General features: G+C 58.1%; 22 protein-coding genes. 14 read left to right on the top strand and 8 right to left on the bottom strand.

Annotated features, from left to right (window positions below; all coding sequences use genetic code 11):
* Window positions 1–38 precede the first annotated feature (38 nt).
* On the top strand, window positions 39–1,214 hold the full coding sequence (locus ACYVHC_RS13005; protein WP_460614155.1) for a ribonuclease D: 1,176 nt from the start codon (window positions 39–41) through the stop codon (window positions 1,212–1,214).
* Between the two features lie 80 nt (window positions 1,215–1,294).
* Here the strand turns inward: ACYVHC_RS13005 and ACYVHC_RS13000 are convergent, their stop codons facing one another.
* Window positions 1,295–1,621: a nucleotide pyrophosphohydrolase gene (locus ACYVHC_RS13000; RefSeq protein WP_460614154.1), complete on the bottom strand. Its 327-nt coding sequence runs from the start codon at window positions 1,619–1,621 to the stop codon at window positions 1,295–1,297.
* Window positions 1,622–1,672: 51 nt separating this feature from the next.
* Complete coding sequence (gene dtd / locus ACYVHC_RS12995; protein ID WP_460614153.1) at window positions 1,673–2,119, bottom strand: D-aminoacyl-tRNA deacylase; 447 nt, start codon at window positions 2,117–2,119, stop codon at window positions 1,673–1,675.
* A gap of 173 nt (window positions 2,120–2,292) precedes the next feature.
* Between dtd and ACYVHC_RS12990 the strand changes: the two genes are divergently transcribed.
* Window positions 2,293–3,762, top strand: coding sequence for a hypothetical protein (locus tag ACYVHC_RS12990; protein ID WP_460614152.1), 1,470 nt, complete (start codon window positions 2,293–2,295; stop codon window positions 3,760–3,762).
* 22 nt (window positions 3,763–3,784) lie between these two features.
* On the opposite strand, the gene mltG is transcribed toward ACYVHC_RS12990, so the two are convergent.
* The gene (gene mltG / locus ACYVHC_RS12985) at window positions 3,785–4,840 is read right to left on the bottom strand and encodes an endolytic transglycosylase MltG (protein ID WP_460614151.1); all 1,056 of its coding nucleotides are present in this window, start codon (window positions 4,838–4,840) and stop codon (window positions 3,785–3,787) included.
* Between the two features lie 164 nt (window positions 4,841–5,004).
* Between mltG and chrA the strand changes: the two genes are divergently transcribed.
* Window positions 5,005–6,285 carry a chromate transporter gene (gene chrA, locus ACYVHC_RS12980; protein ID WP_460614150.1) on the top strand — a complete coding sequence of 427 codons (1,281 nt, stop codon included), beginning with the start codon at window positions 5,005–5,007 and terminating at the stop codon, window positions 6,283–6,285.
* Between the two features lie 18 nt (window positions 6,286–6,303).
* Here chrA and ACYVHC_RS12975 read toward each other — a convergent pair whose 3' ends face one another.
* Window positions 6,304–7,788: a helix-turn-helix domain-containing protein gene (locus ACYVHC_RS12975; RefSeq protein ID WP_460614149.1), complete on the bottom strand. Its 1,485-nt coding sequence runs from the start codon at window positions 7,786–7,788 to the stop codon at window positions 6,304–6,306.
* A gap of 330 nt (window positions 7,789–8,118) precedes the next feature.
* Between ACYVHC_RS12975 and aceB the strand changes: the two genes are divergently transcribed.
* Both aceB and aceA read left to right on the top strand, forming a co-directional pair.
* Complete coding sequence (aceB, locus tag ACYVHC_RS12970; RefSeq protein WP_460614148.1) at window positions 8,119–9,750, top strand: malate synthase; 1,632 nt, start codon at window positions 8,119–8,121, stop codon at window positions 9,748–9,750.
* Between the two features lie 147 nt (window positions 9,751–9,897).
* Window positions 9,898–11,184, top strand: a complete 1,287-nt coding sequence (gene aceA, locus ACYVHC_RS12965) for an isocitrate lyase family protein (RefSeq protein WP_460614147.1) — start codon at window positions 9,898–9,900, stop codon at window positions 11,182–11,184.
* Window positions 11,185–11,349: 165 nt separating this feature from the next.
* Here the strand turns inward: aceA and ACYVHC_RS12960 are convergent, their stop codons facing one another.
* Both ACYVHC_RS12960 and gcvT read right to left on the bottom strand, forming a co-directional pair.
* Window positions 11,350–12,066 (bottom strand): 2-phosphosulfolactate phosphatase, encoded by a 717-nt coding sequence (locus ACYVHC_RS12960; RefSeq protein WP_460614146.1) that lies wholly within the window; start codon window positions 12,064–12,066, stop codon window positions 11,350–11,352.
* A gap of 232 nt (window positions 12,067–12,298) precedes the next feature.
* Window positions 12,299–13,405, bottom strand: coding sequence for a glycine cleavage system aminomethyltransferase GcvT (gene gcvT / locus ACYVHC_RS12955; RefSeq protein WP_460614145.1), 1,107 nt, complete (start codon window positions 13,403–13,405; stop codon window positions 12,299–12,301).
* Window positions 13,406–13,668: 263 nt separating this feature from the next.
* On the opposite strand from gcvT, the gene ACYVHC_RS12950 reads away from it, so the two are divergent.
* The 3 genes from ACYVHC_RS12950 to ACYVHC_RS12940 all read left to right on the top strand — a co-directional run bounded on the left by ACYVHC_RS12950 (window position 13,669) and on the right by ACYVHC_RS12940 (window position 16,093).
* Complete coding sequence (locus tag ACYVHC_RS12950) at window positions 13,669–14,034, top strand: CZB domain-containing protein (protein ID WP_460614144.1); 366 nt, start codon at window positions 13,669–13,671, stop codon at window positions 14,032–14,034.
* 31 nt (window positions 14,035–14,065) lie between these two features.
* On the top strand, window positions 14,066–15,568 hold the full coding sequence (locus ACYVHC_RS12945) for a sensor histidine kinase (protein WP_460614143.1): 1,503 nt from the start codon (window positions 14,066–14,068) through the stop codon (window positions 15,566–15,568).
* Between the two features lie 84 nt (window positions 15,569–15,652).
* Complete coding sequence (locus tag ACYVHC_RS12940) at window positions 15,653–16,093, top strand: response regulator (protein ID WP_460614142.1); 441 nt, start codon at window positions 15,653–15,655, stop codon at window positions 16,091–16,093.
* Window positions 16,094–16,125: 32 nt separating this feature from the next.
* On the opposite strand, the gene ACYVHC_RS12935 is transcribed toward ACYVHC_RS12940, so the two are convergent.
* Together ACYVHC_RS12935 and ACYVHC_RS12930 are read right to left on the bottom strand one after the other, a co-directional pair.
* Window positions 16,126–16,701 (bottom strand): ribonuclease HII, encoded by a 576-nt coding sequence (locus tag ACYVHC_RS12935; RefSeq protein ID WP_460614141.1) that lies wholly within the window; start codon window positions 16,699–16,701, stop codon window positions 16,126–16,128.
* 156 nt (window positions 16,702–16,857) lie between these two features.
* Window positions 16,858–17,100: a hypothetical protein gene (locus ACYVHC_RS12930; RefSeq protein ID WP_460614140.1), complete on the bottom strand. Its 243-nt coding sequence runs from the start codon at window positions 17,098–17,100 to the stop codon at window positions 16,858–16,860.
* 430 nt (window positions 17,101–17,530) lie between these two features.
* Between ACYVHC_RS12930 and ACYVHC_RS12925 the strand changes: the two genes are divergently transcribed.
* The 6 genes from ACYVHC_RS12925 to ACYVHC_RS12900 all read left to right on the top strand — a co-directional run bounded on the left by ACYVHC_RS12925 (window position 17,531) and on the right by ACYVHC_RS12900 (window position 23,805).
* Window positions 17,531–18,103 carry an NUDIX hydrolase gene (locus ACYVHC_RS12925; RefSeq protein WP_460614139.1) on the top strand — a complete coding sequence of 191 codons (573 nt, stop codon included), beginning with the start codon at window positions 17,531–17,533 and terminating at the stop codon, window positions 18,101–18,103.
* A gap of 69 nt (window positions 18,104–18,172) precedes the next feature.
* Complete coding sequence (locus ACYVHC_RS12920; protein WP_460614138.1) at window positions 18,173–19,012, top strand: lysophospholipid acyltransferase family protein; 840 nt, start codon at window positions 18,173–18,175, stop codon at window positions 19,010–19,012.
* A gap of 26 nt (window positions 19,013–19,038) precedes the next feature.
* Complete coding sequence (gene gatC, locus ACYVHC_RS12915; RefSeq protein WP_460614137.1) at window positions 19,039–19,326, top strand: Asp-tRNA(Asn)/Glu-tRNA(Gln) amidotransferase subunit GatC; 288 nt, start codon at window positions 19,039–19,041, stop codon at window positions 19,324–19,326.
* A 6-nt stretch (window positions 19,327–19,332) separates the two neighbouring features.
* Window positions 19,333–22,422 (top strand): tetratricopeptide repeat protein, encoded by a 3,090-nt coding sequence (locus ACYVHC_RS12910; protein ID WP_460614136.1) that lies wholly within the window; start codon window positions 19,333–19,335, stop codon window positions 22,420–22,422.
* Window positions 22,423–22,438: 16 nt separating this feature from the next.
* Window positions 22,439–23,161, top strand: a complete 723-nt coding sequence (locus ACYVHC_RS12905) for an ABC transporter ATP-binding protein (RefSeq protein WP_460614135.1) — start codon at window positions 22,439–22,441, stop codon at window positions 23,159–23,161.
* 95 nt (window positions 23,162–23,256) lie between these two features.
* A complete protein-coding gene (locus ACYVHC_RS12900) occupies window positions 23,257–23,805 on the top strand; it encodes a cob(I)yrinic acid a,c-diamide adenosyltransferase (RefSeq protein WP_460614134.1) in 549 nt (182 codons plus the stop codon).
* Window positions 23,806–23,975 lie beyond the last annotated feature (170 nt).

Here is a 23,975-nt window from a genome sequence, read left to right as displayed (position 1 = left end):
GAGACGCTACCCCTTCTTTCTCGAACAACTGTTACTTAATGGCTGATATTCTTTATATCACTGACGGCCCCGCTGTACTGCAGGCGGCGCAGGCTTTGCACCACTGCACCCGGCTGGCCGTAGACCTGGAATTCGACGACATGCGCCACCGCTACGGTCGGAACCTGGCGCTGATTCAGATTTTCGACGGACAAACCGTCTACCTCATTGATCCGCTGCCGCTTACCAACCCAGCACAGGAACTGGAGCCATTGTGGGCCGTACTGCGCGACCCCGCTGTAGAGAAGGTATTTCACAGCTGCAAATCCGATATTCTGCTGCTGGATGAGCTCTACGGCGTGCACGTGCGTACCATCAACGACACCAGTGTACAATATACACTTTTAGCGGAAGCTGACAATAACATCTCGCTCGGCCGTTTGATCCAGCAAGAGCTTGGCTTAGAAGTAGATAAGGGTGAGCAGAAGTCGAACTGGCTGAAGCGTCCTCTTACCGATGCGCAGAAGCACTACGCGGCCAATGATGTGCTGTACTTGTTTGAGCTAGCTGACCGCCTGACGGCCAAGCTAGAGGCTCTGGGCCGCACAGCGTGGGCCGAGCAGGAAAACAAGGCCCTGGAAGAGGTTCGCTACACCCGCGACGAGCGTCCATACCTGCGGCTGGCCGGCAAATACCGCATTCAGCCCCAGGAAATGCCTGTTTTCCGCGACCTGTTCCTGCTGCGCGATGAGGTGGCCCGCCACATCGACCGCCCCTCGTATATGGTGGCCAGCAACGACCGGCTAGCCGAGCTTACCCGCCTGCCCCTGCAAAGCACCGGGCACTTGCGCAATGCGCCGGGCCTGCACCCAGAACTGAAGCGCAGCCCATTTGCCGAGCGGCTCATTAGCATCGGGAACGACGACCGGGAGCCGGAGCAGCCGCTGCCTAGTGAGCAGCGCCGTTTTCCGTTTCGCCGCCGCCTGACCGGGGCCAAAGCCGCCCAGGCCGATGCTCGCGAAGCCCTGCTGATGACCTTGAAAACGCACTTGGCCGAAGATCATAGCCCTATTATGGCTAACCTAGTGCTTAGCAACCGGCTTATTGCCGATATCATTGAACAGGGCACCGATCAAACCCTGAAGCCCTGGCAACATCAATTGCTAATGGAAACCGCGCAAAAACATGGCCTGGATATGCAGCAAATAGCACATCCGTTCGATTTTCAGGGCTAGGCCTGCGTATCATTTAAACTGCAAAACCGCGCCGGTAGTTACAGCTGCCGGCGCGGTTTTGCGTAGTGCGTGGCACACAGTTAGCGCAGCTTTTCGTTTTGCTGATGCCTGGTAGCGTCGCGCTGGGTTTTCTTTTCGAGGTTGCGCTGTAGGGCATCGGTGAGGTTTACGCCGGTTTGGTTAGCCAGGCAAATCACCACAAACAGCACATCAGCCAGTTCGTCGGCCAGCACTTTGTCTTTGTCTGACTCCTTAAACGACTGCTCCCCATACTGGCGGGCAATGATGCGGGCCACCTCGCCTACCTCTTCCGTAAGCATGGCCATGTTGGTGAGTTCATTAAAATAGCGCACGCCGGTGGTCTGAATCCACTGGTCGACGGTTTGCTGGGCTTCTTCGATTGTCATGGGCTAGTAGAAAGCAGGAAAATGGATACTACCAAAACAGGGTGCGGCGGCTTACTCCGGCGAGTCGAGCACAATCGTGACGGGACCGTCGTTTAGGAGCTCTACCTGCATATCGGCCCCAAACTCGCCGGTTGCCACGGGGCGGCCCAGTAATGCAGCCACAACGCCCACAAACTGTTCGTACAGCGGAATAGCCACGGGTGGCGGCGCGGCACCAATGTAACTGGGGCGGTTGCCTTTGCGGGCATCGGCCAGCAGCGTAAACTGGCTTACTACCAGCACCTCACCGCCAATATCTTGCACGGAGCGGTTCATTTTGCCTTCCTCGTCGGAGAAAATTCGCAGTTGTACCAGCTTGCGGGCCATCCAGTCAAGGGCGCGAGCATCATCATCGGGGGCGAACCCAGCCAGCACCAGCAGCCCCGGCCCAATTTGCCCGGTTATGCGGCCCTCCACGGTTACTTTAGCGTGCCTGACGCGTTGCAGCACAATGCGCATATGTTAAGACGAAAAGTGAGGTAGTACAACTGTTGCTGCCCGAGTGGCGGCGGGCAGCGGGCGCGCAAGTACGGCGCTATTGCTGGCAATCCGCAATATTCAGGGGTGAAAACTACCTTCGCAACCGGTTCTGGCTTGGTCGGCACCTAGTAACCCTTCCGTTTCCATCCCACGTGTCACGTTATTTAGCTCGGGTCCTTTTACTGCTGGCGGCGCTAGGGCTGGTTGCGGCCCTACGTCTGCACGGGCTGATAGGTGCCGCCTTGCCCGACTACGACTCAGTGCGCAACTGGCAGATTGTGCAGGAAGTAAGCCACGGCAACCTCAGCCATTTCTTTCGGCATGGTAGTCCGGCATTCTACCTGGTGTACGCGCCGGTAGCCTGGCTCACAAGTGATTACCGGGTGTTTCAGCACTTGAATGCCGTGGTAGCCCTAATAGCGCTAGCGTTGCTTTCCGATTTCGTTTCCCGCCAGGCCAAGCTCCCCGGCTGGCAAACCGCGTTGCTGCTGCTGCTGATGGGAACCAGCGTGTTCCTTACCTTCTCGGGCCGCGACTTCACCATGAGTTCCTGGAGTCTGTTGTGCTTTGCAGGTTTGCTGCGGGCGTACTATCAGCGGCTGCACCTGGCCACTCCGGCGACGCTATACCGCGTAGCTTTCTGGCTGATGCTGGGGCTGTGCTTCAACTACAAATTTCTGCTGACACTGCCCATTTTGGCGGTTTTGGAGTGGTGGCGAGCCGACGGTTTACTGTGGCGGGCCGGGCACTGGTGGCGGGTGGCCCTGGTGTTAGCGGCTCCTTACGTGGTACTAGGCACCTTGGGGGTGGCAGCGGGCCTGAAGTGGTATTTGTGGCCGGCCATTTACTATAAAGTAGCATTTCCGGATGCGGCCAACGCAGCTGGCCGAAGCACTACTCTAGCACCTGATTTTCTTTACTACCTGCGCTACCTCTGGGATTTTGAGTCACCGGTAGTGTGGGTGGGGCTGCTGGGGCCCGTGTTGCTGGTGCGCCGCGTTCGGCGCGGGGTGCCGCTCCCGATGGAGCTATACCTAGCCGTATGGGGCTGGTGTCTACTGGCGGGTATGTCGTTGCTGCTGAAAGCGCCGCGGGGCCTCTTGTGGGCGTATGGGTTGTGGTATGCTCTCGCTTTTTTGCATCTGCGCCGATTGCCGCTTGTTGCGCTGGTGATGCTGGTATTTGGGGCGGTGGGCCTGAATATCTATCGAATTCAACGCGAGATTTACGCGTATGCGCCTACTAACTACCCCGCAGTAGCCTCCTGGCTGCAGGCGCATGGCGGCGGAAAAGTGGCCAGCACCGTAAGCTTGGGCCTCGCTCCGTTTCGCGCCTCTTCTGATACGTTACGGGTAATCAACTCCACCGCCGACCTGGCTGCCCTGCGCCAGCAAGGCTACCGCTACGTGCTGCTCGATGGGTATTGGCGCGTTACGAATGTGGCGCAGTTTGACTCGCTACGGCACCTAGCACCCGTAGCCACCTGGACCGAGCCGCCGCTGACCTCTCCCCTACTTTTCTTGGAGCACTCCGAGTTCACGGGCCTGGGCTACCACGAAACCCTAAACCTCCAGCAAGCGGCCCGCCAGGATTCGGTGCAGCTGCGGTTGCTTCCTTTGTAGCCGGTTTGCTGCCCCAGCCTACCTAGCGTTTTACACCCAAGCTGTCCAGCCAGCGCTGGTAGCGGCGGGCGTTCTGCTTGTGCTCAGCAAAGGTGGAGGCGAAGTCGGAGAAGCCACTGCCGCCGGGGCGGGCGCAGAAGAACAAGTAGTCGTGCTGAGCGGGCTTAAGCACAGCGTCAAGGCTCTGGCGGTTGGCCGAGGTGATAGGACCGGGTGGCAGACCTTTGTGCTTGTAGGTGTTGTAGGGCGAGTCCACGAGCTTATCCTTGTTCAGCACCCGCCGCACCCCAAAGTTACCGATGGCCCAGAGCAGCGTGGGGTCGGCCTGCAGGCGCATGCCCCGGCGTAGGCGGTTAAGGTAAGTACCGGCAATCAGCGGCTTGTCTTCCTTTTTGGCCGTTTCGCGCTGCACAATACTAGCCAGCACATGCACTTCAACCTCTGACAACCCAAGGGCATCGGCCTGGCGACGGCGCGCCGGCGTCCAGAAGCGGCGGTGCATGGCCGCGGCGGAATCCAGGAACTGCGGGGCTGAGGTGTTCCAGAACAGGCGGTACGGGCCGGGCAGAAACATCGTCAGGATGGTAGTGGTATCGAGCTGATAGCGGCGCTGCAAGTAGGCATTGTCCTGTAGCAAACGGCGCAGGCTTACAGAGTCTGTTTCGAGCTGGCGGGCTACCTGGCGGGCCAGCTGGGGCTTGTACTTGAAGGCATCGAGCGTAAAGGGCACCGTATCCTGCTCACCGCGCAGCAGCATCTCAACCAGCGCCGCATTGCCCAAGTCGGGGCGCAGCAGGTAGCGGCCGGGCTTTACCTGCGCCGGGTAGTTCTGCCACTCGGCAACCTGCTGAAAAGTACCTTCATGGTGCAGCAGCTCGTATTTGCGTAACGAATCGAGCACCGCCGAAAAGCCCGTACCCGTGCGAATATAGAGGTACGCCGGCCCGAAAGCCGAAGAGCGCACATTCGGCTTCCAGAGTACATACCAGGCCGCGCCTAGCCCTCCGAGCAGCAGAAACAGCAGGAACACCAGGGGCCACAACAGGCGACGAAAAGCAGAACGAGGAGCAGCAGTCAAACGGAAATACAAAAGGTCAACTGGTCAAATTTAACCTCTCTTCCTGAAACGCAGACCTAGCAGCTACCACCTGGCCTCTGGCGGACTAGGTCAATTTTGAGTGGTAAGCCCATTTAGGTGCAGTGAGAAGCCCGTACATTTCGGCAGCACTTTGCCTTTGATCCATGCCCATTGCTACGGTTTCTGCAGTTTCCTTCCGGGAGGCGCTTCGCTTCTGGCTAAAGCTGGGCTTCATCAGCTTCGGCGGTCCGGCTGGCCAGATTGCCATTCTGCACGAATATGTGGTGGAGCGCCGCAAGTGGCTACAGGAAGAAGAATTTCTGCACGCGCTGAACTACTGCATGCTCCTGCCCGGCCCCGAAGCCCAACAGCTGGCTACCTATATCGGGTGGCTGCTGCACGGCATTCGGGGCGGACTGGCAGCGGGCGCCTTGTTCGTGCTGCCGTCTACGTTTATTCTGCTGGGGCTGAGCTGGGCTTACGTCACGTTTGGCACCTTGCCAGTGGTAGCGGGCCTATTGTATGGCCTGAAACCGGCCGTGGTAGCCATTGTGCTAGGCGCCTTGCTTAAGATTAGCCAGAAAGCGTTGCTCGGGCCGCTGCACGTGGTAGTGGCGGCACTGAGTTTTCTGGCGCTGGCGCTAGGGCACATTCCGTTTCCGGTGGTGGTGTTCACGGCGCTGCTGCTGGGCTGGGCCGTGTTCCGCTGGCGGCCGGAGTGGCTCCGGCAAACAGTGCCTGCGGTAGCGCCTTCTCCTGCTGCTTCGTCCTCCGGCCTGTGGGCGCGGGCCGTACGCCTGGTGCTGGTGTTTCTGGGCCTCTGGGCTTTGCCGCTGGTGGCCGCCGGCCTGCTTTTCGGCGACTGGGCGTTCTGGCGGCAGCTAGCAGGCTTCTTCACTACGGCCGCGTTTTCTACGTTTGGCGGCGCCTACGCCGTGCTACCCTACGTGGCGCAAGTAGCCGTCGAAAAGCTGCACTGGCTGACCTCGGCCCAGATGGTAGATGGGCTGGCCTTGGGCGAAACCACGCCGGGCCCACTTATTATGGTGCTGGTGTTTGTGGGCTTTATGGGCGCTTGGCAGCAAGGCGGCCATTCCGTAGCGTGGGGTACAGCTGGTTTGCTCCTGACCACGTTCTACACCTTCCTGCCTAGCTTCCTGTTCATCTTCGCCGGAGCGCCGCTGGTGGAAAAGACTAGGCAAGATGGCCGCGTGAAGGCTGCCCTCAGCATAGTAACCGCAGCAGTGGTAGGCGTTATCCTGAACCTTACGCTGTTCCTGGCCAAAGCCGTGGTGTGGCCGGCCGGTTGGGCCGCTTCACCCGATTGGCTGGCCCTAGTGTGGGTAGTAATATCCGTAGTAGCCCTGCGCCGCTTCAACGTCAACCTGATTCTCTGGATTGGCATCAGTGGCCTAATGGGTGCTGTGGTGCAGTTGCTGCATTAAACAGAGCTAGCGGTTCGGCTAGCCACCGTTTACCAACGCTGCCACAGCTTCCTCTAGCTCTTTCTGGCGCTGGCGGCGCTCCACCTCCACTGGAGCAGCGGCGCGCACTTCGCAGTTCGGAATGGTACACCGCTCGCAGGTTTCGTTTACCTCTTTCTGCGGGATGACCACATCATCCAGGAAGCGCACCTTCTGGCGCAGGTTGTCGTCGCAGAGCAAACCCACGGTCACGCTCACGGCGGGCTCGGTGGCCGAGCCGGCGCGGGCCAGTGTCAGGCACAGATACTCGTCGTTGTTGGGGTAGCGCGAGCGTTGAGCGCCTAGGGTATAGTTTGGGGCCGAAGTAGCAGGCTGCTGGCGTAGCTCGGCAATCATGCGCAGCGAAATCCAGCGGCGGCAGTAGTGCTCGTGCAACTCGTTGCCGTGCGGGTTGTGCAGGCGCGACAGGTGCAGCTCTTTGGTCAGCTTATAGCCCGCCGAGGCATTGGCTTGGTCGAAACGCAGGAAAAACAGGCTCTGGATGCCAAAATGGCGCGGCAGCAGGTTGGTTATGCGCTGCATAAACATCTCCGGCGACACATCATACTTGGCCAGCAGCTCCAGGAGCAGGTTGGGCTCCCACTTTTTGGTGTTAAAGAACCGAGTAAGGTCACGCACCAGCATTTCTTCCTCCATCAGCAGTGCCCCGGCAAAGTAGCTTGCCTTGAAGTTATTGAGCACCTCCTCAAACGAACGGACCGGAAACGACGCATTCACATACGGCCGCTCCCGCAGATTCAGGTAATTAAACGCTACCTCCCGCCCGAGCACAAACCCTTCCTGTGCGCCGCTCATGTTGGGGCGCAGCAGCAGCCGCTTGGTTTTGGGCTGGAAAACGGAGCGCAAACGCCCTAGGTGCCCGTACTCCTCCAACCCTGCCCGGTCAATAGTGTAGCCGTACTTTTCTACTAGCACACGCTCCAGCTGGCTTCGGTCGAACGGAGCGGCGGCAGGCAGTTTGTGCTCCACCATAAACGTGCGCACATCCTGCTCCAGCTCCTCAAAATAGTTGTCGTGCATCTCCTGGAAAGAGCGCAACGCCGCCAGGAAAAAGTGCTCCTGGCGCATTTCGTAGTTGCGCGCAATTTCAAAGAGCGTGCTGATGAAAGCATTCATCTTGGCCGGCGCATCGGCAATCAGCTCCACAATTCGCAGCGGGTCCAGCCCGAACATATCCAAGGGGAACTCCTTGAGCAGGTCGGATTGCAGCAGTTCCGAAATGGGCTCCAGGCGGCGGCTCAGCGTCAGGGACGTGAGCTGATCGTAGGTAACGCCCAGCACTTTGCTCAGGCTCAGAATTTTGTCGGCCTTCGGATACTTCTTTCCCTTCTCAATTTCATTGAGGTAGGAAACCGATACGTCGCAGGCGCGGGCCAGCTCGGCGGGCGTGTAGCCGCGCTCTTGGCGCAGCTCCCGCAGTTTAAGCCCAAAAATCAACCGGACGACCTGACCGTGACTCAGCATAGAGGGGAAGTAAAAAGTGATGGAGCAGAAGAAACGACGCTACTAGGTATCCAGACAAGACAAACCGAACCTCCTACGATAGAATGAGCGCTAAGGCAATGCTTCGTGCTACATAATGGAGGCGGGGCTTTGCCTGGAATGACCGGGTTTAGCTATTTCTTCTTACCCGAAGGCAAACAACTAACTAAATCAAAAACCTGCAAATCTACGCCTCTGCCAGCTTTATTAAAAATTAGCGAATATTCGCTTGTTTGATAAAATTCGCTTTTGCATATTTGAAGTGTTCAGTGTGAACGAGTTCCTTTCCCGTCACTACCAAACCACCATGCTATGTCGCCTTTCGCCGAGCCCCAGACCCTCGTTTCGCCGCCTGCTTATCTCACCCCGGAGCGCGTAAAAATTGTGGGGGAGTACACGGCTGAGTACGCCGAAATCCTGACGCCCTCGGCCTTGGCTTTTGTAGCGGAGCTACACCGCCGCTTTGATGCCACCCGCCGCGCGTTGCTGAAGCGCCGCGAGGAGCGCCAGCTGCAGTTTGAAGCCGGCATTTTGCCCGACTTTTTGCCCGAAACCCGCCTCATTCGCGAAAAGCCCTGGACTGTAGCGCCGCTTCCCCAGGACTTGCTCGACCGACGCGTAGAAATTACGGGGCCCGTAGAGCGTAAAATGATCATCAACGCCCTGAACTCGGGTGCCAAGGTGTTTATGGCTGACTTGGAGGACTCCAACTCCCCTACCTGGGCCAACGTGGTGGAAGGCCAGCGCAACCTCCGCGACGCCGTGCGCCGCACCATTTCACTTAGCACACCTACCAAAGAGTACAAGCTCAACGAGGAGACCGCCGTGCTCATGGTGCGGCCACGGGGCTGGCACTTGCTGGAAAAACACATGCTAGTAGATGGCGAGCCAGTAAGCGCTTCGCTGTTTGACTTCGGCCTCTACTACTTCCATAACGCCCATGAACTCTGTTCCCGCGGCACAGGGCCGTACTTCTACCTGCCCAAAATTGAAAGCCACCTAGAGGCCCGCCTCTGGAACGACGTATTTGGGTTTGCGCAGTGGTCGTTGAAAATGCAGAAGTGCACCATTAAGGCCACCGTGCTGATCGAGACGCTGCCTGCTGCCTTCGAGCTGAACGAAATTTTGTGGGAGCTGCGCGAACACTCGGCCGGCCTCAACTGTGGCCGCTGGGACTACATCTTCAGCTATATCAAGCGCCTGGGCCTCAAGCCGGAGTTCCGCTTGCCCAACCGCGCCGAAGTGACCATGACGGTGCCCTTCATGGCGGCCTACTCCCAGCTCGTTATCCAGACCTGCCACCGCCGCGGCGTGCACGCCATGGGTGGTATGGCAGCCCAAATTCCCATCAAAAACGACCCCGAAGCCAACGAAATGGCCCTGGAGAAAGTACGCCAGGACAAAATTCGGGAAGCTCGCAATGGCCACGACGGTACATGGGTGGCCCACCCCGGCCTGGTTCCGGTGGCGCTGGATGTGTTCAATGAGCTGATGCCCCAGCCCAACCAGATCGACAATAAGCGCGAGGACGTGCACGTAACCGCCGCCGACCTAGTAAAAGCGCCCGAAGGCCACATCACCGAAGACGGGCTCAAGCTCAACATTGATGTGGCCATTCAGTACCTCGAGTCGTGGTTGGGTGGCAACGGTTGTGTGCCCATCTACAACCTGATGGAAGATGCCGCTACCGCCGAAATCAGTCGGGCGCAGGTGTGGCAGTGGCTGCACACACCCGGCACGATCCTCGACGATGGCCGCCCCGTTACGCAGGAGCTATACCGCTCCCTGGTGCCCAGCCAGCTAGAGAAAATCAGGGCTCAGGTTGGGGAAGAGCAATACAGCCGCGGCAACTACCTAGAAGCCGCCCGCCTCTTCGACCGGTTGGTATCCAGCGAGAAGTTCATCGAATTCCTGACCGTTCCGGCTTACGACCAGTTGGCGTAAGCTGCCTCCTGCTAGCCTCTGAGGTCTGTTACCCCTCAGCAAGTACTAGCCCTTTTTGCGCTTCAAAGCCCTGAAAAAGCCGCTTTCTGTGGTGGCCGGGCACCGCTTTGCCATTTCTTACCCTTCACTTCCTTACCACTACTCGCCATGAACAAGCAAGAACGTATTGCCGCATTGCAACAGGATTGGTCCACTAACTCCCGCTGGAGAGGCATCAAGCGCCCGTATTCCGCTGAGGAAGTAGTGAAGCTGCGCGGCTCCGTCCAGATTGAATATTCCTTGGCCCGCCAGGGTGCGGAGCGGCTCTGGAAACTCTTGCACACGGAAGAGTACGTAGCTGGCTTAGGCGCCCTCACTGGTAACCAGGCCGTGCAGGAAGTGCAGGCGGGCCTCAACGCCATTTACCTCTCGGGCTGGCAGGTGGCCGCCGATGCCAACGGCGCCGGCCAGATGTACCCCGACCAAAGCCTCTACCCCGCCGACAGCGTACCCAACGTGGTGCGCCGTATTAACAACGCCCTGCTCCGCGCCGACCAGATCCAGAGCGTATCGGGCGAGGGTGACGTGCACTGGTTGGTGCCGATTGTGGCCGATGCCGAAGCCGGTTTTGGGGGCAACCTGAATGCCTTTGAGCTGATGAAGATGATGATTGAGGCCGGCGCTGCGGGCGTACACTTCGAAGATCAGCTTTCCTCCGCCAAGAAGTGCGGCCACCTCGGCGGCAAGGTACTGGTGCCAACGCAGGAAGCCATCAATAAGCTGATTGCCGCCCGCTTGGCCGCCGACGTAATGGGCGTACCAACCCTGGTAGTAGCCCGTACCGATGCCGATGCCGCCGACCTTATCACCTCCGACGTAGATGACCGGGACAAACCGTTCATTCTGCAGGAAGCCGAGCGCACTTCGGAAGGCTTTTACCGCGTGCGGTGCGGCGTAGAAGCAGGCATTGCCCGGGGCCTTGCCTACGCGCCCTACGCCGACCTGATCTGGATGGAAACCTCCACGCCCGACCTGGAGCAGGCACGCCGCTTCGCCGATGCCATTCATGCGCAGTTCCCGGGCAAGCTGCTGGCGTACAACTGCTCGCCATCCTTCAACTGGGCGGCCAAATTGAGCGTTGAGCAGATGGAGTCTTTCCGCGAGGAGCTGGCGGCCATGGGCTATAAGTTTCAGTTCATCACGCTGGCTGGTTTCCACGCCCTCAATACCAGCATGTTCGAGCTGGCCGCTGCCTACCGCGACCGGGGCATGGCGGGTTACTCAGAACTGCAGGAGCGTGAGTTTGCTCTCCAGAAGCAAGGCTTTAAAGCCGTGAAGCACCAAGCTTTTGTAGGCACTGGGTACTTTGATGCGGTGCAGAACGTGGTAACCTCAGGCCTTACCAGCACCGGCGCCCTAGTAGGCAGCACCGAGGAAGCCCAGTTCCAGCACTAAATCACCGATTGAAACGGATTTCTGGGATGACACGGATTCCCAGAAATCTGGAGCCAGATAACCTATAAAAACAAAGGCCACGCTGCTTTGCGTGGCCTTTGTTATGAGTGGAGGGCTAATGCGTGCTGTAGGTTCAGGCTGTCTGTATAATCCGAAAAAGTCCTTTTACAACTGCGCATCTATGCGGCCATTCCGGAACACGGGCACTATGGCATACGCATCCTGCCGAATGCAGAACTCCATGTCTTTGTGCGCCTCCAAGTGGTTGAGGCGGCGCACGTGTGAGGATTTAAGCAGGTAGCCCGCTACATCAGGCTCGGCGGCTTGCCACAGGTCGAGGGCCGCTAGGGTAGCATCGGAGTTGAAGGTGTCGAAGTCAGGTTGCAGGCGGGCCGCCAGCGCACCGCCGAATAGCGTGTCTTCGAGGCAGAAATTGCCTTTCCAGCCGGCGCACACTACCACTACATCTTTGCCTAGGCGGCGCAAGTGGTCGGCAACGGCCCCGATGTTCAGGAAGGCTCCAACCAACACTTCATCAGCGGCAGCAGAAAGGTGCAGGGCGCGGGTGCCATTGGTGGTAGTGATGGCCACACCACGGCCGCGCACGGCTACTACCCCATCGAGGTAGCCAAAGGGCGAATTGCCCAGGTCTACGCCTTCGGCCTGGCGTCCGTCGCGCTCGGCGGCGGTCAGGTAGCCTTCCTTTGCCATGGCTTGGCAGTCGGCTAGTTCGCTGAATGGCACCATGTGCGTGACGCCTTGCGCCAAAGCCGTAACAATGGACGACGTAGCCCGCAGAATATCTACCACCACCGCTACCCTACCACGCAGGTCGAAGAGGGGTAGCAACTCCGGGGAGAAACAAATGTCGATAGAGGGCATGAAAGCCAGGTTGGGTGTGGTTGTCTAATGTAAAATAGAACGTCATGCTGAGCTGGTCGAAGCATCTCGCGTGCGGTCGTTGCAGGAGTAACCCCAACGACGCGAGCGAAATGCTTCGACCAGCTCAGCATGACATTCTATTATAGCAAAACGGTTATCAAGGCAACGACCGCACGCGAGATGCTTCGGCTGCGCTCAGCATGATGTTCTGCTTGTTGTGGTATAAGCAGGATTAAACCTCCTCGGTGCCTTTCACGAAGGGCAGCTTCACAACCGTGGCCGGCAGGTTCTTGCCGCGCACCTGCACAAAAATTTTGCTACCGGGCGTGCTCAGCTCGGTTTTCACGTAGCCTAGGCCAATGCCCTTGCTCAAGCTCGGCGACTGGGTGCCGCTGGTTACGTCGCCTACTTTCTCACCGGCTTCGTTTACCAGCTCGTAGTGGCCGCGCGGAATGCCGGCGCCATCCATCAGGAAGCCCACTAGCTTGCGCTGCACGCCGGCTTCTTTCTGCTGTTTCAGGCTGTCGGCGTTGGTGAAGTCTTTGGTGAACTTAGTAATCCAGCCCAGGCCGGCTTCCAGCGGTGAGGTTTCATCGGTAATGTCGTTGCCGTAGAGGCAGTAGCCCATTTCAAGGCGCAGGGTATCACGGGCACCCAGGCCGATGGGCTTCAGGCCGTAGGGCTGGCCGGCTTCCATCACCTTAGCCCACACTTGCTGGGCGTGCTCGTTGGGCACATACAGCTCAAAGCCACCGGCACCGGTGTAGCCCGTGGCCGAGATAATCACGTTAGGAGCGCCGGCAAACGTACCCTGCACAAAGGAGTAATACGGAATGCCAGCCAGGTCAGCATCGGTCAGGCTTTGCAGGGCGGCTATGGCTTTGGGGCCTTGCACCGCAAACAGGCTCATCTCGTCCGACACGTTCTGCATTTCGGCGCCGTCGGTGTTGAACTGCTGAATCCAGTTCCAGTCTTTCTCAATGTTCGAGGCATTTACTACCAGCAGGTAGTCTTCCTCACCCAGCATGTACACCAGCAAGTCGTCTACAATCCCGCCTTCCTGGTTAGGCAGGCAAGAGTACTGGGCTTTGCCGGGCGTAAGCTTGCTGGCATCGTTGGAGGTTACGCGCTGAATGAGGGGTAGCGCCTGGGGGCCGCGCACCCGGAACTCGCCCATGTGCGACACATCGAAAATACCCACGGCCCGGCGCACCGTGTGGTGCTCATCGAGGTCAGAGGAATAACGAACGGGCATGTTGTAGCCAGCAAACGGCACCATTTTGGCGCCTAGCTGCTGGTGCACTTCATTCAGCGGAACGGTTTTGAGAGTTTCGGACATATGGGTGGAAATGTGATAGGCAGGTTTGAGGCCCGGCAACAGCTAGTAAATAACCGCTGCACCATCGGCTGAAAGTGGGCACTTTCGGCGGCCAAGGCCTAATGAACGGACGAAAGTAGCCAATTCTGGCCGGGAGGCATCCGTCGGTATTCAGTTATCTTTGTTGGAATGGCTCAGCGGCATTGCCGACCCGCTCCGGCCAGCTTTCGTAGGTTTATCCGTTGCTTTTCATTCTCTATCCTAGCGAGAGAGTCCTTACCTCTATGTCCGTCGAACTCAAGCAGGAATTTGATTCAGTGAGTGTGAAGCACCTGCTGTTCAAATCTAAAGTGCGCTCCTTTCTGTATGGCAGCAATATTGATGAAGCGCCCATTCGGGATGCGCAGGTGTGCGCGTTCGGCCAATGGATTACCCAACGCGCCCTCGTCGACTTCCGGCACTTACCCGAAAGCCGTGAGCTAGACCACGTGCACCAGCAGATACACGCCGTAGCCAACCGCCTGATGGACATGAAGCTGAAGGGCCAGCAGGAAGAGGCTATTGCTGGTCTGTCGGAAATAAACACGCTGGCCGACCGCATTACGCGTCTGTTGCGTACCATGGAGGAAAAACTCCGGACCGGCCAATAGGCCCCGGCTGCCGCCCTGTTGCCGCTCTTGCATGAAACTAAAAATCTCTACCAAATTATTTGCGGGTTTTGTAGCCATATCGGTACTGTTTGCCGTGGTGGCGCTTATCAACTACCAGCTTTCACGGGCGGTACTGCGCAACTCCCAACGCGTAGAGCGCTCCACGCGCATTACAGGCGAAGCCACCACCCTGCTGCGCAACATCATTGACATGGAAACCGGCTTTCGGGGCTACCTGCTGATTGGCAATGAAGCCGTGCTGACGCCGTACTATGAGGGCGAGCGAAACCTGTTGGGGCGGTTTGCTGAGCTACGCAACGAGTTGACGGTGGGCACGCCCCAATACCAACGCATCATCCGGACCCAGCAACTGTTTCAGCAGTGGTCGGCATACTCGCATCTACTGATCAGCGAAAAGCGGGAAGCCCTGCGCCGCAACCCCAACCAAACCGGCCTCGATGGGCTGGAGCACCGCAACCTCACCACCGACCTCACCGGCAAAATCCTGATGGATCAGATTCGGGTGTTGTTTGGGGTGTTTGAACGCGAAGAAACCGAGATTCGGGCAAAACAGCGGCGCAAGCTCCAGGACAGCATCCGCGAAACGCGCATTCTGTCGGTGAGCATTACGCTGATTAGTATTCTGCTGGGGTTGCTCTATGCGTCGTACCTAGTGCGGCAGCTTTCCCGGCGCATTGGCGGTATGGTAAAGCAAGCCCAGCGCATTGCTGATGGCGACTACACGACCCAGGTAAAAGATACAGAACAGGATGAGCTCACGGAGCTGGTGGACTCATTGAACACAATGACGGACACCATCAACGCCAACATCGGGCAGCTGGAACACCGCAACAAGGAGCTGGACCAGTTCTCCTACGTGGTGTCGCATGATTTGAAGGCTCCGCTGCGCGGTATTGAAGCGGCCTCCCGCTGGATAGAGGAGGACATGGGCCAGGAGCTGCCCGAGCACATTCGGGAGTTTCTACGCCTGATGCGCACTAGGGTTAGCCGAATGGAAAACCTGATTACAGGCATTCTGGACCTGGCGCGAGTGGGCCGCATTCCGCAGGCCGATGAGCCCGTGTTTGTGCGCCAGCTGCTGCGTGAAATCGTAGATTCCCTGGAGCTGCCCGCCGGCTTCAACGTGGAGCTGCCCTTCTACTTGCCCACCCTGCGCACCAACCGCGTGCAAATGCAGCAGGTATTCACGAACCTGATCAGCAACGCCCTCAAATATCATCATAACCCGGAACACGGCAACGTGCGCATTGGCTGCGTGGAAGGCCCCAAGTTTTACACCTTCTCTGTGGCCGATGATGGCCCGGGCATTGCAGCCGAATACCACTCCCGCATTTTCGTGATTTTCCAGACCCTCACGGAGCGCGACACGGTGGAAAGTACCGGCGTAGGGCTGGCTATTGTAAAGAAAATAGTGGAGCGCCAGGGCGGCACCATTCGGGTTGAATCAACTGAAGGCCAAGGTGCCAACTTCATCTTCACTTGGCCCAAGGAACCGTTGCGCCGTCGCGAATAAGCTGGTCCCGGCCTTCAACTTCCGCCCAAACATGCTATTTGCCGTATACTGCACTCCTATGGCATCATTTTTCGCTACTTGCTCATGAACGCCGACCTAGATCAGCCCAGCATTTTGCTCGTCGAGGACGACCAAATGGATATTATAAATGTGCAGCGCGAGTTGCGTAAGCATAATATTGAGGTGCCGCTGCACATTGCCCGCAATGGCCGCGAGGCGCTGAACATGCTCCGCGGCGAAGCCGGCCAGCAGCAAATTCCGAAGCCTAGCGTGGTGATGCTGGACCTGAACATGCCCCGCATGAACGGGCTAGAGCTGCTGGAAACTCTCCGCTCCGACCCTGAGTTTGTGGCCCTGAACGTGTTTATCACCACTACCTCCGATCTGGAAACTGACCGCCTAAAAGCCCAGGACCTAGCCGTGAGCGGCTACATCATCAAGCCCTTGAGTTTTGATACGTTTGGGGAAGGCGGCACTACCGTGGATGGCTTCAGCCTGTTTCTGGATTTGCTGCGACTGAAGTAACTGACTGCTTCTTTGCTAGGCCCCGCTAGGCCTTAAAGCAGCCGGAATCCTAGGCGATGGTGTTCCGTGGGCCCAAATTCCCGAATAGCAGCACGGTGTTTTGCGGTTGGATAGCCCGCGTTCTGCTCCCAGCCATATTCCGGAAACGTTTGAGCCAGCGCGCTCATGCGCTCATCCCGAAAGGTTTTGGCCAGCACCGAGGCAGCCGCAATGCTGCGGTAAATACCGTCGCCCCCGATAATGCAGGTGTGTGGCAGCGTGGCGTGCGCCCGAAACCGGTTGCCATCGACGAGCAAGTGTGTGGGTTGCGGCTGTAGTTGCGCGGCAGCGCGGTGCATGGCCAGGTAGCTGGCCTGCGCAATATTGATGCTGGCAATTTCCTCCGGCGAGGCCTCTGCCACGGCCCATGCTATGGCCTCACGGCATATTTCTTCGCGCACCTGGTCTCGGCGCTTAGCCGTCATCTGCTTGGAGTCGTTGAGGTAGCGGGGCGAGAAATCGGGGGGTAGTATAACGGCAGCGGCAAACACCGGCCCGGCCAGACATCCGCGCCCGGCTTCATCAAGCCCAGCTTCCAGCGGCTCGCCCGTATGAGAAACAAGTAGCATAGCCACAAAACTACATCTTCCGTCTTCACTAGGCACTACTTCAAGCCAAGTGAGCACCTAGTAGAGCACCCTGTAAACGGGAAAAGCCTCCGCGGTGGCCGTAGCACCCGCGGAGGCTTTTCTATGGTTTTCGGCACGTAGGGCTGGGTAAGTAGGCTAGTGGCTACCAGCAGTGGAGCCGGTTTCAGGGCCAGACGATTCTCCCCGGCGGAAACCTTGCTTATCACGGGGCCCTTCATCTAGTGCCTCGTCTTCATCATTGGTAATGTACACATTGGAGGTAGGACCTAGGCCGCCGGTTTTCTGCGCCAGCTCCATTTCAGCTTGTGCGTGTTTCAAATTGAATAGCGGATCCCCTTCCTGGGGCTGAGCAGCTTGCTTTTTGGGTTGATTAGCCATAGAGAGTAAGGCAACAGCCGGGAAGTGAACAGCTGTGTAAGGTCTCGTACGCACCACTCATGGTAGAGGTTGGCTTCGGCTGCTTACAGGATTCTGCCTTTGCACCCGCCGGAAAATAAAAAAGCCGCTACCCGAGGTAGCGGCCTTTTCCGTCGCATTGGCCGGCAAATTTCATTCATCCACCCTACTCCTTTTGCCGGTGGTCAACACTACGCGGTGAGAGTCTTCCTTTCCATTAACCCTGACGCGCGCTGAATAATTAGTAAGTCAAAGGTATAGCATGCGTTAGGCCAGCGCGGCATTATTGGACCAACTGCGTGCTAGGCCCGGTCAATCAGGCGAATCCAACGGCGGGGCGCTTATCTTGCCCCGCAAACTGCAGCCGGCGCTATACCTTTACAGCCCTAATACTTCTTTATTTAACTACCTAATGGCAGCCACACCCGACCCGAACCTTGATGAAACCCGCAACCCCTGGCAAACGCTGGGCTCGGAAATAATCTATCAAAACCCCTGGATCCGGGTTCGGCAAGACCAAATCATCAACCCCGCCGGCAACCCAGGCATTTACGGGGTAGTCTCGATGAAAAACAAGGCCCTGGGCATTGTGCCGGTTGATGCCGAGGGCAATACCTGGTTGGTGGGCCAGTACCGCTACACCCTCAGCGAATACAGCTGGGAAATTCCGATGGGTGGTGGCCCCGTGGAGCTGGATATTCTGGAGTCGGCGCAGCGTGAATTGCGGGAGGAAACCGGCTTACTAGCTCGCCGCTGGACCAACATCATGCGCCTACACACCTCCAACTCGGTTACCGATGAGGAAGGCTTCGTGTTTCTGGCCCAGGACCTGGAGCAAGGCGAAGTAGAGCCGGAAGAAACCGAAGAGCTGCACCTCTGGAAGCTGCCCCTCACGGAGGCCGTGCAGCTGATTATGGATAATCGGATTACGGATGCCATCAGTGTAGCGGGTTTGCTGAAAGCGGCCCGTTTGCTAGGGGTGTAGCGCAGCCAAAGTGCCCGCATTGCTCGCCGGGTTTCGGCGGTTCCTTTCATTAGCGCTACTTTTGCGTTTATGTCACGCCTGCTCCGCTTTCTTGGCCACCGCCTGTACACCACCTGGGCTACGTTCTGGTTTGTGACGCCCTTCTTGCTAACGTATCCGTTGCAGTGGCTGCTGAGCAAGCAACCCTGGGGGCACCGCCACTTGCACAACCTGAATCGGTACTGGAGCAAGCTGTTCATCCGGATGTGGGCCGTACCGGTAAAAACTGTCTGGAAAGACCCGTTGCCCGCGAGCCAGCCCTGCGTGTACGTGGCCAACCATAGCTCCTACATTGATATTCCGCTGCTGTTCCGCACCATTCCGGGCTGGCTAAATATCATGGGCAAAAGCTCACTGGCCAAGGTACCCATGTGGGGTCCCATTTTCGGCCGCGCTTACATCACCGTCGACCGCGACAGTGCAGTAAGCCGGGGTCGGGCTATGGTGCAGGCCCGCCGCACCCTGGAAGCGGGCCGCTCGGTGGTTATTTTTCCGGAAGGCAAGATATCCAAGACGCCCGGCCTGCAGATGGAGCCGTTCAAGGATGGGGCCTTCCAGCTGGCTATTGCCATGGGCGTACCCATCGTGCCGGTTACCATGCCGCTGAACCACCGTTTCATGCCCGATGTTGAAGGTCTGCGGGTGCGGTATTCGCCGCTCGCCATCACGCTGCACGCACCTATTCCAACCACCGGCCTTACCGCCACTGATGCTCCTAGGCTCCGTCAACAGGCCTATGATATCATTGCCAGCGGTTTTCTGCCGGATGGCGGCGGAATTCCGGAGCCTAGCACGTGGCGGCGCCCCAATCCGGGCAAACCAGCCACCCCAGAAACCAAAGAAACGGAGCTGGCGGCGTCCAATTCCTGAGTATCATCTCTTATACCTCACTACCCTTGAGCACCGACCTAGCTACCCTCCGCGGCCTGGCCCACCTGGCCCGCCTGGAATTTGACGACACCAAAGAGCAGCAGATGCTCGGCGACCTGAACAAGATTTTGGATTGGGTTGACCAGCTGCGCCAGCTGGATACCACCGATGTAGAACCCTTGGTGCACCTTTCGCAGGAAGTAAACGTGATGCGCGCCGATGAGGCCCACAACTCAGTAAGCCACCAGGCTGGCCTGAGCAATGCGCCGCGCAAAGATTCTGATTACTTCCGCGTACCTAAAGTGCTGGAATAACTGCTGGTGTCCACTTCCGTTCCTACTACCCCCGCGACCCGGCCCAATCCTGGTTGGCACGGTCTGCTTTTCCTGCTTCTGGCCTGCGCTCTGCTGGCCCTGGGCTTGGCCGGCTGGCATTATTTCACTGCCGATGATGCTGTACTGCCGGCCCAGCCGGTAGCGCAGCTGGCTCCCGTTCCCCTAACGGTTGGTGAGGTAGCGGTTGGCCTTACTAGGCTGCCTGTGCAAGCCAACGGCTACCTCATCACCCAAACGCATGATGTAGCCGGCCCCTTCCTGCGGACCGAAGCTGCGTTTGCCTTTCTGGGTTTGATGGGGGTAGCGCTGGCATATTTCCTGGCGGTAGTGAGCGGACTGACGCGGCCCTTTTTCGTGGCCGGCATGGCGCTGGTCATCTTCCTGCTCATGTCGTTGAATGCGGACTTGCTGGGGATATTCGATGCAAGCCAGCAGTACTTTCTGATTCTGACGCTGGCCGTGCTGGGCCTGCCAGCATATTACCTGCACGCCTTCCGGCCGGAAGTGCCGCTCAGCCAGCGCATTTTGCTGTTTGGCGTGCTGGTGCTGGCGATGGGCGCGCTTCTGTTCGGGCTGAACCCCACTCAGGCGGAGGTAACGGCCCTGCACCTTACTGCGTTTGTAACCATGGCCGGGGCAGTGGCGGTGGTTTTGCTGGTGCTGTGGGTGGCCTTCGAAAACGTGTACGGCTTGCTCTGGCTGAACACGCAGTCCGATTCACCAGCGGGCCGCTTTGGGCTTTTCCCGTTTCTGCTGGCTAGTGGCCTGTATCTGGGCACGCTGTTTCTGTATTACTGGAACAATGGCGAAGTACTGCTCTTCCCCGGCTGGCACCTCGACCCCTTGGTGCTGTTGCTGCCGGCCGTGCTCATTGGCTGGTTTGGCCTGAAACGCCGGGCAGCTACTTACGGTCCCTGGATTGGCTACCACACCGACATGCGCTACCTCTATCCAGTCCTGGTAGTGTTTGCCGCGGCGGCGCTGGGCTATGCGCTGGCCACTGCCAACGACCCGCTGCTTATGGCCGCCCGCGACTTCACGGCGCTGGCGTTTCTGTGCGTGGGCGTGGCGTTTCTGCTGTATGTACTGCTGAACTTCGGACCCTTGCTACGCAAGAAACTGCCGGTATACCGGGTAGCCTACGAGCCGCGGCGCCTACCCTTCTATGCCATGTACACCCTCGGAGTTGTACTACTAGGCTTGGTATTGCTGCGCAACAACTTTTCGATAGTAGACCAAGTGCGGGCGGGCTACTACAACAACCTCGGCGACCTGGCCCGCTTGCAAAGCGAGCTGCAGCCCGACGACCTTTCGCAAGCCCTGCTGGCCGAGCGCTACTATGCTGAAAGCGACGTGTTGGATCAGCATAACCACAAAGCCAGTCTAGGGCGGGCGGCGCTTTACCGCTTCCGCCTGCAGCGCCAAAACGAAATCAACATTCTGCGCCGGGCGCTCAGCCGCCGCCCTTCCGAAAAAGTATCGTTGCGATTGGCCGCGTTATACAATGAGCCCCGCGATTTTTTTGACCGCTTGGCCGTGCTGCGTGATGCCCTGAAAGCAGCGCCCAACAGCGCCCGCCTCAACGGCGATATGGCGCAGCTGTACAGCCGCTCCACCGTAACTGATTCCGTAGAGTTTTATCAGGAGCGCGCCGAAGCGGCAGCTCCCAACAGTGAAGTACTGCAGGCTAACCGGCTAGCCTTCTTACTACGCGACCCTCAGCTTGGCTCCGTTTCGGAGTTTATGCAAAAGGCCTCCACTACTTCAGATGATGCCTTGGCCAGCAATATGTTGCTAGCGTATCATCTACGCCCAACCGGTACTGCTACGCCGGTTTGGCCGCAACCGGTACCTAGTACTGACCTAACTCCGGCCCAGTTTGCTCATCTGTACCATGCGGCCCTCTTTCGGGTGCATGCGAAAGGCAGTAAACCGGCTGCTGATACAACTTATGCGCCGCTGCTGAAGCGCCTGACACAACGGGCCGCCAACAGCGACTTTCATGATCAGCTTACGTTTCTGCAGGCCTATACGCAGCATTATGGTGGCCGCCCGGTAGCGGCCCAAACCACGCTGCTACCCCTTGCTACCGGCTCAGGGCCAACTACTGCCTACTACCAGCAGCTGCAAGGCTTGTGGCTTCTGGATCAGCACTTGCCCGCTCCAGCTGCCAACCGCCTCAATGAAGCCCTGCAGAACGGCGCCACCACCGCCGCCCTACCGGCTGCTTACGCCCTCGCCCTTAGCAACCGACCCGATTCTGCCCAGCGCGTTATTCGTCGGGTATTGGCGGGCTCCGAGCAAAGCGCATACCGGGCCGCACGGCGCTTATCAGCGGTTTTATCGCCCGAGCTACGCACCGAATATGCGCAGGCTCCCGACTCGCTCCGCACCGAATATTTGGTACTCCGCGGCGACGAGCTACCAGCTAAGGAACTCCTAACCTCAGCACAAACCATCACAACTCCCGCCCTGCGCGAAACGGCGCTGCTGGCCCAGTTGCCGCGTGCTATTCAGGCCGGAGAGTTGGCGGCCGCTCAGCAGGTAGTGGAGCAAATCGCACCGGCCCCAACGGCTCCAGGCCCTGTAGCTTCAGCCTGGAATGTGCGGCGTGGCGAACTATTAGCGCAACAGCAGCAGTGGCCGCAACTCCAGGAATTGGTAGATAACGCCAGCTTCATGGGCTTTGATGGGTTTTACCGACTCTACTTCCGGGCGGCCATAGCCGAAGCAGCTAAGCAACCTCAAGACGCTGCCCGCCTCTACGACCAACTCGTGCGCGAAGCACCTTTCGTAGAAACCGGCCTAGTAGCCGCCGCCAACTTCCATACCCGCCGCCGCGATTTTCCGGCGGCTTACAACACCTTGCTCCGCGGCATCGATTACAACCCGGAATCAGTGGTGTTATTAAAGGCGTATGTACTGGCCGCTATTCCGGTTGGGCTCACCGAATATGCCTCCACGCCGCTTGAGCACCTAGGGGCATTGCTTTCCCCCGCAGATTACGCTACCTTTCGTAAAGAGTACGAAACGCGGCGGGCGTCGCGTGTAGCGTCCGCTGCTCCCTGGAACTAACCCCGGTATTCTGGTTATGCTGCCTCCTGTTATAGAAACTACCGATATTTCCAAGGTCTACCGGATGGGGGCAGAGGAAATCCACGCGCTACAATCAGTAACTATTACTATTCAGCGCGGTGAGTACGTAGCCTTTATGGGTCCATCGGGATCCGGCAAGTCAACCCTCATGAACATCGTAGGGTGTCTGGATACGCCTTCGGGTGGCCGCTATATCCTCAATGGCAAGGATGTCAGCAATATGAGCGACAACCAGCTGGCCGATGTGCGTAACCGTGAGATTGGATTCGTGTTCCAATCATTCAACCTGCTGCCCCGGGCCACTGCCCTCGATAATGTAGCGCTGCCCCTGATTTATGCGGGCTATGGCAAAAGCGAACGGCAAGAGCTAGCCCGGGAAGCCCTGCGCAGTGTAGGCCTCGCCGACCGCGCTTTGCACAAGCCCAACGAGCTAAGCGGTGGACAGCGCCAGCGCGTGGCCATTGCCCGTGCCCTCGTCAATAACCCCAGCATTATCCTGGCCGACGAGCCTACCGGCGCCCTCGATACTCGCACCAGCCACGAGATAATGGACCTGTTTGAGGCCTTATACGTCCGGGGCAATACCATTATTATGGTAACGCACGAAGAGGACATTGCCCGCCACGCGCACCGCATTGTCCGGTTGCGCGATGGCCTAGTGGAGTCCGATGTGGTGAACACCGATCTGGCTAGCTATCAGCCAGTAGAAAGTCATTAAAGCTACCCAGGCGCTATAAATGGAGGCTTGCATCTAACAACTAAGGCGCTTGGTTGGTAGTAGATCTTTCTGCCCACTTTTTCTTCCTTTTTCAGTTGAAGATCTATACCAAAACCGGCGACAAAGGCCTCACCTCGCTTATTGGCGGCACGCGCGTTCCAAAGTCCAGCCTTCGTATTGATTGCTACGGCACCGTTGATGAGTTAAACTCCTACTTGGGCCTAGTGCGCGACCAAGAAGTAAATGTCAAACGCCGAGACCTGCTCAAGGAAATCCAGGATCGGCTCTTTACCATCGGGGCTTCCTTGGCTTCCGACCCGGAAAAGTCGAAGATGAAGATTCCGGATTTGCACGAGCAGGACATTACTCTGCTGGAACAGGAAATGGACCGCATGAATGAAACGCTGCCGGAGCTGCGGGTTTTTGTGCTTCCTGGTGGTCATCAGTCCGTTTCCTTTGCTCACGTAGCCCGGTGCGTATGCCGCCGGGCCGAGCGGCTGGTAATCCAGCTCCGCGAAGATTCCTTCGTAGCCGACTTGGTCATCATGTACCTGAACCGCCTTTCCGACTTCCTTTTTGTGCTCAGCCGCCAGATGGCTCATGAGCTTCAGGCAGAAGAAGTGAAGTGGGAACCTCGCATGTAGCTGCGGCAGTTACGCCAGACTAACAAGTGTTCGGAAGAAATTCTGCACCTTTACTTAACCGCTCTTATCACCTTCTCGTCCCACCCACTCCAGCACAACTGGTGTCGCCTCTCTTCCGTTTTTAGAGGCCTCTACCCGCTGTGTCTCAGTTACCCTTTTCCCCACCCCAC

The sequence above is a fragment of the Hymenobacter seoulensis genome (genome assembly GCF_054780535.1).
Note: the sequence above shows the minus strand (reverse complement) of the source record. Positions and strands in the feature narration are given on the sequence as shown.